Source organism: Flindersiella endophytica (genome assembly GCF_054779015.1).
In genome coordinates this window covers 32,626-45,377 of the sequence record NZ_BAAGYY010000034.1, presented here as the reverse complement: position 1 = coordinate 45,377, position 12,752 = coordinate 32,626, and the positions used below count along the sequence as shown (strand labels likewise).

General features: G+C 70.1%; 7 protein-coding genes. 6 read left to right on the top strand and 1 reads right to left on the bottom strand.

Features of this window, described 5'->3' with window-relative positions; translation table 11 throughout:
- Positions 1-22: 22 nt before the first annotated feature.
- The 6 genes from ACYVF6_RS37700 to ACYVF6_RS37675 all read left to right on the top strand — a co-directional run bounded on the left by ACYVF6_RS37700 (position 23) and on the right by ACYVF6_RS37675 (position 11,684).
- Positions 23-784 (top strand): SDR family NAD(P)-dependent oxidoreductase, encoded by a 762-nt coding sequence (locus tag ACYVF6_RS37700; protein ID WP_460528771.1) that lies wholly within the window; start codon positions 23-25, stop codon positions 782-784.
- A 182-nt stretch (positions 785-966) separates the two neighbouring features.
- Positions 967-2,043: a Gfo/Idh/MocA family protein gene (locus ACYVF6_RS37695; RefSeq protein WP_460528769.1), complete on the top strand. Its 1,077-nt coding sequence runs from the start codon at positions 967-969 to the stop codon at positions 2,041-2,043.
- 3 nt (positions 2,044-2,046) lie between these two features.
- Positions 2,047-2,934 carry a DUF6807 domain-containing protein gene (locus ACYVF6_RS37690; RefSeq protein ID WP_460528767.1) on the top strand — a complete coding sequence of 296 codons (888 nt, stop codon included), beginning with the start codon at positions 2,047-2,049 and terminating at the stop codon, positions 2,932-2,934.
- A 547-nt stretch (positions 2,935-3,481) separates the two neighbouring features.
- On the top strand, positions 3,482-9,679 hold the full coding sequence (locus tag ACYVF6_RS37685; protein ID WP_460528765.1) for an annexin: 6,198 nt from the start codon (positions 3,482-3,484) through the stop codon (positions 9,677-9,679).
- Positions 9,680-9,738: 59 nt separating this feature from the next.
- Complete coding sequence (locus ACYVF6_RS37680) at positions 9,739-11,205, top strand: DNA-3-methyladenine glycosylase 2 family protein (protein ID WP_460528763.1); 1,467 nt, start codon at positions 9,739-9,741, stop codon at positions 11,203-11,205.
- Positions 11,202-11,684, top strand: a complete 483-nt coding sequence (locus tag ACYVF6_RS37675; protein WP_460528761.1) for a methylated-DNA--[protein]-cysteine S-methyltransferase — start codon at positions 11,202-11,204, stop codon at positions 11,682-11,684. Before ACYVF6_RS37680 ends, ACYVF6_RS37675 begins: the two co-directional genes overlap by 4 nt.
- A gap of 18 nt (positions 11,685-11,702) precedes the next feature.
- Here ACYVF6_RS37675 and ACYVF6_RS37670 read toward each other — a convergent pair whose 3' ends face one another.
- Positions 11,703-12,746: a lytic transglycosylase domain-containing protein gene (locus ACYVF6_RS37670; RefSeq protein ID WP_460528759.1), complete on the bottom strand. Its 1,044-nt coding sequence runs from the start codon at positions 12,744-12,746 to the stop codon at positions 11,703-11,705.
- Positions 12,747-12,752 lie beyond the last annotated feature (6 nt).

The following is a 12,752-nucleotide window of genomic DNA, read 5'->3' as shown; positions in this document are numbered from 1 at the left end:
CATAAAGACCTACGGTAGTGATATGAGCAGCGATTTCGAGAACAGCAGCGTCGTCATCACCGGCGCGGGCTCGGGCATCGGACGGGCGGCCGCGCTGCGGTTCGCAGGCCATGGCGCCAAGGTGGTCGTGGCCGATCTCGACGGCGAGCGCGCGAAGGCTGTGGTCGAGGAGATCCAGGCCGACGGCGGCACCGCTGTGGCCGTCACGGGAGACCTGAGCGAGCAGGCGGTCGTCGACCAGGTCGTCGCTACGGCCGTGGAGAGGTTCGGTGGCCTGGACGTCCTGGTCAACAACGCCGGGATCATGGACCAGATGTCAGCCGCCGCCGATGTCACCGACGCCGAGTGGGAGCGCCTCATCCGGGTCAACCTGACCGCGCCGTTCCTGCTGATCCGCGCCGCGCTGCCGCACATGCTGGCCGAAGGAAAGGGCGCGATCGTCAACGTCGCCTCGGAGGCGGGACTGCGCGGCAGCGCGGCCGGCGCCGCCTACACCGCCTCCAAACATGGGGTCGTCGGCCTCACCAAGTCGGTCGCCGTCATGTATCGCGACGCTGGGATCCGTTCCAACGCGATCGCCCCGGGCGGCACCAGAACCAACATCGCCGTCAGCGCCGATCCGGCCGCACACGGACCGCGCACGCTCGGCGCGTACATGGGCAACGTCGGCCGGATCGCCGAGGCGGAGGAACAGGCCGCCGCGATCGTGTTCCTCGCCTCCGACGCCGCCAGCAACCTCAACGGCGTCGTCCTTCCGGTCGACAACGGCTGGTCGGCTGTCTAGAGCGACCAGGACAGGGCTGAGAAACCCGGGCAGCTCGATGGCTCGAGCACCGGTAAAACTGCGACATCCCGTCCGGCCTGCGGCCGTTCACGGCCGGGACTGTGGAGTCGCCCGGCCGCGCGGGGTAGCGTAGAGGCTCGGAAAGCGCATTCCCCAGACCCAGTCACCTCGGGAGGATCACAGTGGCCGACCAGCCGCTACGCGCCGGGATCGTCGGAACCGGAGGGATCGCGGGCGCCCACGCCCGTGGGCTTCGCGAGCACGCCGGCCGCGTCGAAATCGTCGCAGGCGTCGACATCGCCCGGGACCGGCTCGACAAGTTCTGCGACACCTGGGACATCCCGGGCCGCCACACCTCGCTCGACGCCATGCTCGAGCAGGAGAACCTCGACATCGTCCACCTCTGCACCCCGCCGGGCTTCCACGCACCCGACGCCATCAAGGCGCTCCAGGCGAACGTCACCGTCCTCACCGAGAAGCCGCCGACGGTCTCGCTCGCGGAGTTCGACCAGATCCTCGAAGCCGAGCAGAAGAGCCAGGGTCACTTCGTCGGTATTTTCCAACACCGCTACGGCACCGCGGCCCAGACCGTGAAGAGCCTGATCGACGACGGCAAGCTCGGCCGTCCGCTCGTCGGCGTCTGCAACACGCTCTGGTATCGCGGCGACGCCTACTACGACGTGGAGTGGCGCGGCCGCTGGGACACCGAGGGCGGCGGCCCGACCATGGGCCACGGCATCCACCAGATCGACCTGTTCGCTCACCTGCTCGGCGACTGGAACGAGATCTCCGCCGCCGCGCCCACGCTGGCCCGCAAGGTCGAGACCGAGGACGTGTCCGTCGCCCACATCACGTTCGAGAACGGCGCGGTCGGCACCATCGTCAACTCCATCTTGTCACCACGCGAGGTGAGCTACCTGCGCTTCGACTTCTCCGACGCCACGCTCGAGGTCACGCACCTCTACGGCCACTCCGTCGACAAGTGGCAGTACACGCCGCTCCCCGGCGTCGAGCCGAGCGACCCGCCGCTCTGGCCCCCAGCCGGCGAGGAGATCAAGTCCGGCCACGCCGCGCAGATCGGCGAGCTGCTCACCAGCCTCGAGAACGGTGAGGTGCCGGCGACGACCGGCCAGAGCCTGCGGCGCACGATGGAGATCGTGACGGGCATCTACGCGTCGGCGTTCACGGGACAGCGGGTCAGGCGGGACGAGCTCGTCGCCGGCAACCCCTACTACCACCACCTTTCCGGAAAGGGCTGAGCAGTGAGTGAGCTTTCGTTGCAGGACACCGCCGACGGCCTGGCGGTCACCAGGGGCGACCTGGAGCTGTGCCGGTATGTCGTCGAGCCGGACGTCGCGCAGTCGGAGGCGCCGAGCCCGTACCTGCACCCGGTACGCACGCTGGCAGGCGACGTCGTCACGCTGTTCCGTCCGTGGGACCACCGCTGGCACCAGGGCATCGCGCTCGCGCTGCCGCACGTGCACGACCAGAACTTCTGGGGCGGCCCGACGTTCGTCCGCGACCAGGGCTACCAGAACCTGCAGAACAACGGCACCCAGCGCCACGACGGTTTCGACCAGCGTGCGGTCGTCGACGGTGAGGTCCAGCTCGCCCACCGGCTGACCTGGATCACACAGGCCGGCGAGACCTGGCTGACCGAGGTACGCAAGCTCGGCATCCGCCTGCTCGACGGCGACTCCTGGGTGCTCGACTTCGAGACCGCGCTGACGAACGTCCGCGGCCGGACCATCCCGTTCGGCAGCCCGACGACAGCCGGCCGCCCGAACGCGGGATACGGCGGGCTGTTCTGGCGTGGGCCGCGCTCGTTCAACAACGGCACGATCCAGGTGCCAGGTGGCGGCGGGCCGGACGTGATGGGCGAGTCGCACGACTGGCTCGCCTACACCGGCCGGCACGACACTGTCGACCGGGCGTCGACGCTGGTGTTCGTCGACACCAAGGACAACCTGCGGCATCCCGAGCCGTGGTTCGTCCGCGACCAGCCGTACGCGTGCGTGTGCCCCGCGCCGTTCTTCCACGAGGAACACGACCTGGCCGACGGCGACACGCTGACGCTGCGCTATCACATCGTGATCGGCGCCGGCTCCTGGGACGCGGACCGGATCGCGACCACGGTCGGTGGTTTGTAGGCACAAAGGAAGGAGGGGAGAATGCCGGCGGTGCAGGCGGCCGGCATTCTCCCCTCCTTCTTACGCGTCCACGCGGGTGTGTGAATCGGTACCTCGTCGCGTAGAGCGCCCCCGCTGGTGGCGGTCCGAAGATCACGCCCCCTTTTCTTACTGGGCGGTCGCCCTTTCCCCGTTTCCCCGTTCCCCGTTTCCCCTGTATGGCCCGACGGCGCCGCCGCCAGACATCACCCGATCTTTCCGGGTATCGATAGCGGCTGGATAGCGTCTCGATAGATCCGGACAGTCACCCAGGTCCGTCACGCTCCGTGTGTGGCTCTCGGGGGTGCACTGCGGGGTAGAAAGTCTGCCCAAAAGGACGCGCGTTCTCGCGGGCCACCGATCCCCCCGGCGTGCGAATGTCCACGGGGTGGCCGGTAGTTCGCATCAACACGCCGATCGTGCGCAAGCAGCTCCAGACAAGGCAGAGACTCCCGCCGTCTCGCAGCAGCCGGAGACGCGGACGCTACCACCGTTCGCGAACACCGCGGCGCTGCTCGGATTCCAGAGCGTGGTCGGCAACCAGGCGATGACCGAGCTGCTCACGTCCGCGATGGTGGCGCCCACCGACTCACCCGCCTCACAAACCCAGCCGACGACGGTTCCGCAGAACGGCGCGCAGCCAACCGCGGTCGCCACCAACGGCGACGCGCAGGTGGCGGCGGGCCCGACGCCGCCACCGGTCACGCCCGCCACCCAAGCCCAGCCGGCGCCGATCCAGGCGGACGACGGACGGCCCGCTGGCGTCACCAATGGGGACGCCCCCGCGGCCGCACTCCCTACACAGACTCGGCCGGCGGCTGCGCAGACCACCGCTCCACCAGCCGTACCGCGTCCGAAGCCGCCGCCGGTTGCCAAGCGCGCCACGCCTCCGAAGCCGGCCAAGCCGGCCCGGCCTCCCGCAGGACGAGCGGCGCGGCCCGGTGGAGGCGGTGGCAGTGGCGGAGGCGGCGGATCGCGCGCGGGCGGTGGAGGTGGCAGCGATCCACTAGCCCGCTGGAAGTCCTCGATGGACGCCTCCACCGGCGGCATCGCACAACCCGACCTGAAGACCGCCGCGGCCGCGCCCGGCCAGCTCGCCGACCATGCCGCCGCCGTCGACGAGCAGCGCAGGAACGAACGCGGCGACCCGGCCGCGGACGCCAAGGCTCAGGTCAAGAACCCGCCGCAGGAGCCTGCCCGGGAGAAGACTCTCGACACCGCCCCCGCCGATACCGCCTTGTCCAACGTCGAGCGCGCCACCGCCGCCAAGCTCCCCGACCAGACGTTCCCCGCCACCCAGCCCGTACCGGCCTACGCGGGCGGAGGGGGCGGTGGCGGCGGAACCGGACCTGCGCCCATCCCGGCGGCCGGCACCTCCCAGGCGAGCGTCGGCACCGCCAACGCCGGCAACGTTCCCCTCGACCCGAAAGCCGACCAGGTCAAGGGCAAGGTGCAGGGCGCCGCTCCCACGCCGGCCGCCCCTGGACCGGCCGCCGCCGTCACGCTCCAGGACCCCGGTGCCGCCCCGCTCACGCCGCCGAGCCCCGGCAAGGGCGAGCAGATCGGCGACGTCCTGGCGCGGGTCAAGAAGGACGTCGGCACGTACGCGCAGGACTTCGTGGACACCGGTGTGGGCAAGCTCGACCCACGTAAGGAGGTCGCGGCCGTCGCCACGATGGCGACCGCCGCGAAACCGCCGCAGGAACAGGCGATCAACACCGAGATCGAGGGCGTTGCCGCGGCCGCCGGTGTGTCCGCCGAGGTGCTCGCGACCAAGGTCACCGAGCAGCAGAGCGCTACGTCCGCCGAGGGCGTGACGATCGCGAACGACCTGGCAGCCAAGGGCGCCCAGGCCCGCGAGCAGATCGCGGCGCGCGGCGAGCACGAAGCCAAGGAGATCAGCGGTGCCCGGGCCGCCGCCGACGCCGACGTCGACAGCCGGCAGCAGGCCGCGTCCGGCGAGCCCGACACCGCGGCGATCGAAGCCACCCGCGACAACTACCTCGCGAAGGTCGAGCAGGCCAAGGCGGCCGGAACCGCGGCCTACAAAGCCGCGGGCGAGACCAGGATCGCCGACCTCACCCGCGTCGCCGGAGAGCAGAAGTCGACGTATCGCCGGCAGGGCCAGGCCGAGGCCGCGAGGATCCGCGGGCTGTTCCCGGACGACACGACCAAGGGCAAGATCGAGGCCCAGCCCGTCCAGACCTGGGCCGAGCAACGCAGCCTCGAGGTCGACGGGCTCGTCGCGCGCTACACCCGCGAGACGAACGCCGAGGTCCTACGCCTGCAAGGCGCTCTCACCACCGCCGCGAACGCCGCGCGCGAGCAGGTCCGCGACTGGGCCGCGAGCAAGCAGGGCCGCCAGCGCAGCTGGTGGGACCGCCTGATGGACATGTTCAAGGACTGGTCCAACCAGTCCAAGGCGGACACCAAGGCCTGGGAGGCGCAACGCAACGCGCAGACTCGCGACGCCGTGGCCGGTGACTTCGACTCACTCGTCCGCATCCGCGAACAGCTGCAGAAGGGCAACAAGGAAGCCGTCGCGGCCGAGATGGCGAAGCTGTCCGACGCGCAGCGGGCCATCGTCAGCCAGTTCCTGATGAGTGGTGGGAAGGACCCGATCGGCGCGGTGGCGGCGATGCTGATCAGCCGGCTGAAGGCGCGGCGCGTACCGGAGATCACCAAGGAGCTGGAGGACAAGGCGATCGCCGAGCTGGCCTGGGAGGACCTCAACTCGCTCGGCCGTTCGCAGTCGCCGGGGTTCGACGCCGGCATCCTCGTTCGCGACGTACGCGGCTCGGTCAAGGGCTGGGGCACCGACGAGAAGCGCTTGTTCACCGCACTTTCCGGCCGTACGCCGATCCAGGTCGCCGCGTTGAAGAAGGCCTACGCCGCGACGTATCCCGGCCGCGACATGGAAGCCGACATCCGCGACGACGTGGAGGGCTCGGAGCTGGAACGCGCCGAGGCCCTGATGTCCGGCGACCCGACCGCCGCCGCGGTGGCCACGCTCAACGACGCGATGTCGGGCGCGGGCACCGACGAAGAGACCGTGATGCAGACGTTGCGCGGCAAGTCGCCGGCCGAGCGCGACGCGATCATCGCGGCGTACAAGGAGAAGTACGACGTCGACCTGACCGCGCGGCTCGCCGAGGACCTGTCCGGCAACCAACTCGACCAGGCGAACGCGCTGCTGGCAGGCGACACCGCGAAGGCCGACGCGATGGCGTTGCGCGAGGCGATGGACGGCGCCGGCACCGACGAGGCCGCGATCAGCGCGACGTACGCCCAGATCCGCGCGGAGGTCGAGGCGCAGGCGCGAGCAAAGGGGATGTCGACGGCCGAGGTCGAGGCGGAGATCCGGCGGCGCAACCAGGCCGTCAAGGCGGCGTACGGCGGCGGGCTCACCGGCGGCGGTCTGGAAGCGGACTTCTCCGACGATCTGGAAGGCGGCGAGCTGCGGCTCGCGCAGGCCGAGCAGGCCTACGACGAGACCGCGATGGACGCGGCGAAGGTCCAGATCGAGCACGAGGGCTTCTACACCGACGACGACAAGGTCAACGCGGTCCTGCGCAACCAGTACGACCGCGCCAAGCGCGACGTCATGCGCGACCTCGAGGTCAACTTCAACGAGGATCCCGCCAACGCCGACTTGACGCCGGCTCAGCGCAAGGCGAAGTGGGAGAAGCTGCAGGGCGAAGCCGACGCGAAGATCGCGGAGCAGGCCAAGCAGAACATGTCGAACCTGCAGGCGAAGTACGACGCGAACAACCCGGAGTGGGGACCGGGCGCGTTCACCGCGGTCATCGAGCTCGAGCTGTCGGGCTACTCCAAGGACGAGGCCCACGACCTCATCAAGCAAGGCGGAAAGCTCTCCGACGCGCAGGAGATGAAGTACGCCATCTTCGGCGCGGGCACCAAGGAAGAGACGATCCGCAACACGTTGAAGGGCAAGTCCAAGGAAGAGGTCGCCGAACTCAAGAAGCAGTACAAGGAGCTCACCGGCAACGACCTCGTCGACGACCTGGAAGGTGACCTGGGCGGACGCGACTGGGCCGACACGAAGTTCATGCTCGAGGGCACCAAGTCGCCCGAGGAGATGCTGGCGTACCTCAAGTCCCGCAAGGACTGGGAGCTCTCCGAGGGCACCGGCGTCCTCGGTGAGCTGTTCGAGAACGAGGAAGCCGACGTCCTCGAGGCGACGTACAAGCGGACCCAGCAGGCCTACGAGCAGTACCAGCAGCTGGTCGCCAGCGGCGCGTCTCAGGAGGAGATCGATGCGGCGCAGGCACGCTTCGAGCGCTGGAGCGGCTATGGCGACAAGGACATCGAGGAGCACCGGGCCGCGGTCGACAGCGTCACCGACACACTCGCGACGGTGGCGGCCGTGGCAGCCGGTGTCGCGGTCACGGTGCTGTCCGGTGGCGTGCTCGGCCCGGTGGTGGCGGGCGTCGCCGCCACGTTGGGCACGAGCACGGTGGTGGCCGGAGCCATCGTCGGCGCGGTCGCCGCGACGGCGGCCAGCATCCTCACCCGCTACGCGGGCAAGGGTGGCGCGTACTCCGGCGAGGACCTGGCGGTCGACCTCGCGCAGGGATCCGTCGAGGCGGTGGTGGCCGCGGCGACGGCAGGCCTTGGCGCGAAGGCCATCGAGGCGTTGATGAAGTCCCCGGCGTTCGCCGCCGTGGCGAAGGCGGCCGAGAACGGTGTGCTCGGCAAGATGACGATGAAGGGCTTCGAGAGCGCGATCGAGGGTGCGATCGGCGGGCTCCCGTCCGGCATGGCGGGTGCGATCCTCAACGAGAACACCTGGGCGAGCGCCAACCCGCTCGGCGTCATCCTGAACGCGGGCGCCACAGGCGCGGGCATGGGCGCCGGCATGGGCTTCGCCATCGGTGGCGCGATGGAGGGATACCAGCAGTACAAGGGAGGTGGCGCCGCCCACGTCTCCGGCGAGAGCACCGGCGACACCGGGCCGGTCGACACGGGCCCGGTCGACTCCGCCCCGGCGACCGAGTCCGGCGAGCCGCACATCGACAGCGGCGACGTGCATCCAGGAACGAGCGACAGCGCACCGGTCGGCGACGTGCCGGTGGACGCGGCCGAAACCCCTGTGGACGTGGGCGAAGCTCCAGTCGACACGCATGCCGACACGGGTCCGGCACCGGCCGAGCCGACCGAGACCGGCACGCCGAAAGCGGCCGACGACACGTCCGTGGACGTCGACTTCGACGACACTCCGACGCTCGAGATGGACCGGCCGACACTCGTCGACGAGATCGTCGACAAGCTGCCCGACCAGACCGTGATGCAGTCGTCGGATCCAAAGAGCCTCGAAGACGCGAAGCTGATGTTCGAGAACTCCGTCGCCGAGGACCCGTTCCGGGAAGCGGCGATCTACCGCAACCCGGAGACCGGCGAGTACATCGTCATCCAGGGCAACGAGTCCACGGTCGAGGTCGCGCCCGGGGAGGGCCCGACGGCCGGCATGGAGCAGCGCTGGAAGGAGATTCTCAGCGGCGGTGACGTCGGCCGGTGGGAGCTCGTCGCGCACAACCACCCCAGCAACCCGGCGACCGGTGTCGTCGATCCGGTCAACATGCTGCCGAGCGGCGCGAACGGCGACCTCGGCGTGGTCTACAACGAGGCGATGGCGTCCGGCCAGCCACGTTCGTCGGAGATCCACTACACGACGGCGAACGGCCCGGAGACGACGCGGTTCGGCTACGACCCCGCGGCCGAGCAGCCGTTCTGGGTCGACCTGCCCGACGGCGCCGGCGGCCGCAAGGTCGAGCGCTTCGGCTCGATGCAGGAGTACCACGACTTCATGGCCGGCAAGGGCGCGCCGCAGGGTGCCATCCCCGAGCACTTCGGCAAGCCCGGTACGCAGCCCGAGGGTCCGGCTGCCACACCCGAGTCCGCCGACGCGACCACGCCGAAGGACACGCCCGCACCCGAGACCGAGGTCGAACCTGCCGCCGAGGAGACGGAGACCGTCGGCGAACGTGAGGCCGCTGTCGAACGGCTGAAGGAGCTGGCCAGGGCCAAGCAGGCCGAGGTCGAGGAGAAGCTCGCACGGGTCCGTGAGGAGAGGCAGGCCACCCAGGAGCAGATCAAGGATCTCAACCGGGAGCTCGGCAAACGTGGCGTCGACGTCACGCGCCCGCTCGACGAGGCCCGCATCTCGCGGCTACCTGAGGAGACCCAGGCGCTGGCGCGCAAGCGGGCCGAACTGATCGAACAGATGAAGGACCTCGTAGCCGAAGGCAACCTGCTCGGTCCCGAGCTGCGGAAGTGGGAACGGGCCGCCACCACCGACATCCTGGCCGACCGCTACGACCAGCTGCGACCGCGTACGCCCGACGACGCCGCGCGAGCTCGGGTCAGGGCGGAGCCGGTCGACGTGCTCGGCAAGACGGCGACGCCGGAGAACCCCTTCCGGCCGGATCACCTGGTCCCGGTGATGGAGATCATGACGATGGACAACTTCCTGCTGCTGCCGGACGACGTGGCGCTGGAGATCCTGAACCTGCCGGAGAACCTCGTCGCGCTCAACCACTCCGCGAACTCGTCGAAGAGCGACTGGAGCTGGCGCGACTGGCCGCAGTGGGCGAACCACACAACTGCCGAGGTCAGGGCGGAGATGATCAGGCAGGAGGACGAGATGCGGAAGCGGATCTTCGATCTCATCCAGAAGCGCTACGCCCAGACCAAGGGACGGCGCTGACGGTGGTGTCCGATTCCCGCTAGCCTCGGTCTCGGTGCCGTGCGAGGCTGGTCCTTGTGATGCCAACGTTCGAGCAGTGCTACCGCGCCGCGGAGTCGAAGGACTCGCGGTTCGACGGCTGGATCTACATCGCCGTCACCTCGACCGGGATCTACTGCCGGCCGAGCTGCCCGGCGATGATGCCGAAGTTCAAGAACTGCCGCTTCTTCCCCACCGCAGCGGCCTGCCAGGAGGCCGGCTTCCGCGCGTGCCGCCGCTGCCAGCCCGACGCCGTGCCCGGCTCGCCCGACTGGGACCTGCGGGCCGACGTCGCCGCCCGCGCGATGCGCCTGGTCAACGACGGTGTGGTCGAGCGTGACGGCGTGGCGGGTCTGGCCGGCCGGCTCGGGTACACCACCCGGCACCTCGGCCGCCTGCTCACAGAAGAGCTCGGAGCCGGGCCGCTCGCGCTCGCGCGGGCCCGGCGGGCGCACACCGCCCGCCTGCTGCTGCAGACGACGAGCCTGCCGATCACCGACGTCGCGTTCGCCGCCGGGTTCGGCAGCGTCCGGCAGTTCAACGACACGATCAAGGCAGTGTTCGCGGCCACGCCGAGCGACGTACGCAGCAAGGCGACGCCCGACCAGACGAACGGTTCGATCGTGCTCCGGCTCCCCTACCGCGCACCGTATGACGCCGACGCGGTTTGGAGCTTCTTCGAGGCGCGGGCGGTGCCCGGCCTGGAGGAGATCGCCGGACCGATATACCGCCGGGCGCTGCGCCTGCACCACGGCAACGCCGTCCTCGAGCTCGAGCCCGCGAACGGCTACATCCGGTGTGCACTGCGGCTCACTGACCTGCGTGACCTCGGCTCGGCCGTGGCCAGAGCGCGCCGGCTGCTCCACCTCGACGCCGACCCGGCCGGAACGCTCGACGTGCTGAGCGGCGACGAGCTGCTCGGCCCGCTGGTCCAGAGCCGGCCGGGGCTTCGCGTGCCGGGCAGCGTCGACCCGTTCGAGACCGCGGTCCGCGCGGTGATCGGGCAGCAGGTCTCGCTGGCCGCCGCTCGTACGGTCGCGGGCCGGCTCGTGCTGGCCTATGGCGAGCCCCTCGCCGAGCCCGCGGGCACGGTGCTGCGGACGTTCCCGTCACCCGAGGCGCTCGCCGACGCCGACCCTGCCGACTTCGCGATGCCCAAGGCGCGCAGCCGGACGATCCGGGAGCTGGCCGCTGCCGTGGCCGGCGGAGACGTTGTGCTCGACCCTGGCGTCGACCGGGCCGACGCGATGAAGCAGCTGCTCGCGCTGCCCGGCGTCGGACCGTGGACGGCGGAGTACGTCGCGCTGCGCGGACTCGGCGACCCGGACGCGTTCCCCGGCACCGACCTCGGCATCCGGCACTCTCTCGTCTCGCTGGGCATCCCCGACGACCCCGCGACGATCACGGCGCTCGCGACCCGGTGGAAGCCGTTGCGCAGCTACGCCGCCCAGCACCTGTGGACCTACCGCCCTGACAGTCCCGCCGGCGCCGAACGGAAGACGACATGACCACGCACACCGCCATCATCGACACGCCGATCGGCTTCCTCGGACTGCAGAGCGACGACGGCTACCTCACGCTGGTCGAGTTCAACGTCGAGGGTCCGGAACTCGAACCAACCGATCCGGTGCTGCGCACGACCGCCGACCAGCTGGCGGAGTACTTCGCGGGCGAGCGCACGGAGTTCGACCTCCCGCTGCTGCCGAACGGCACGAAGTTCCAGCGACAGGTCTGGACCGCGCTGACCGAGATCCCGTACGCCGAGACCTGGTCGTACGGCGAGCTGGCACGCCATATCGGCCAGCCGAACGCGTTCCGCGCGGTCGGGGCCGCCAACGGCCAGAACCCGCTGCCGATCATCGTGCCGTGCCACCGCGTGGTCGGCTCCAACGGCAAGCTCACCGGCTTCGGCGGTGGCCTGCCCACCAAGCAGTATCTCCTCGAGCTCGAGGCCAAGACTCAGCTCGAGCTCGACTTCACCAGCTAGACGCCTGATGACCGCGGGCTAGCTCGACGGCGAGCTGGTCAGCAGCGGCAGGTCCACGCACAACGGCAGGTCGAGCACCTCGACCAGGCAGTCGTCCGGGTCCGGTGTCGGGATCGTCGGCACGGTCGTCGGCGGGTTCGTGGGGCCCGGGGTCGGCTCACTGGTTGGGCTCGGCGTCGCTGTCGGTACGGTCGTCGGCTCCGCCGTTGGCCCTGGCTCCGGCGCCGGCTTGCGCGGGGCAGCCGGCGCGTCGCGGTCCTCGCCCGCGACGATCACCGGGCCGTTCTTCGCGCGCGCACCGCCGGCGCGATAGGCGTCGATCCACGCGAGTACGGCGTCGACGTACGGCTTGGAGTGGTTGTAGCCGAACAGCGCCTCCGCCAGGTTGGCCCGGACCGACAGGTCCGTGCCACCCGAGCAGAGGTAGGCCGCGGTGCCGAACGTGGAGTCCCAGATGTTGTGCGGGCTGCTGATCCCGTCGTTGTTGCCGTCGACGATGAACATCGACCAGGACGCGGGAAGGAACTGCATCGGACCGACCGCGCGATCCCAGACCGTGTCACCGTCGTAACGGCCGGCGTCGGAGTCGGGCACGGCCTTGTATTTCTTGCCGTCGAGCACCGGGCCGAGGATCGCCTCGAGCGTGTTGCCGCGCGAGTCGAGCCGGCCGTTCCGCGCGTGGTTGGACTCGACCTTCCCCACTCCGGCCAGGATCTCCCAGTCGAGGTCGCAGCGCGGGTTGTACTTCGCCATCCGGTCGGCGGCGTTGCGGTAGGCCGCGAGCACCATGCCCGGGATGGGGTAGTCGCGCCTGCCGACCACCGGTTTCACCAACGTGCGTACGGGTCTCGCGACCTGCTTGAGCTTCTCGGGCTGCTCGCGACGGCGCCCCTGCGGCGACCACGGCACCTTGCCGTCGTCGCTTCCGCCCTTGTCGGCAGTGACCGAAAGGTCCTCCTGGACAGCGGATTGCCGCTGTTTGGGAACCGCGAACGGGATCGCCGCGAGTACACACACGGCTACGAGAACGGGCAACCAAGGGATTGCCCTAGCGCGGGTCATTCACCA

What these genes read in the sequence shown, in the direction of transcription:
- ACYVF6_RS37700 (WP_460528771.1), top strand. Translation starts at nt 23, where the DNA reads ATGAGCAGCGATTTCGAGAACAGCAGCGTCGTCATCACCGGCGCGGGC.
- ACYVF6_RS37680 (WP_460528763.1), top strand. Translation starts at nt 9,739, where the DNA reads ATGCCAACGTTCGAGCAGTGCTACCGCGCCGCGGAGTCGAAGGACTCG.
- ACYVF6_RS37675 (WP_460528761.1), top strand. Translation starts at nt 11,202, where the DNA reads ATGACCACGCACACCGCCATCATCGACACGCCGATCGGCTTCCTCGGA.
- ACYVF6_RS37670 (WP_460528759.1), bottom strand. Translation starts at nt 12,746, where the DNA reads ATGACCCGCGCTAGGGCAATCCCTTGGTTGCCCGTTCTCGTAGCCGTG.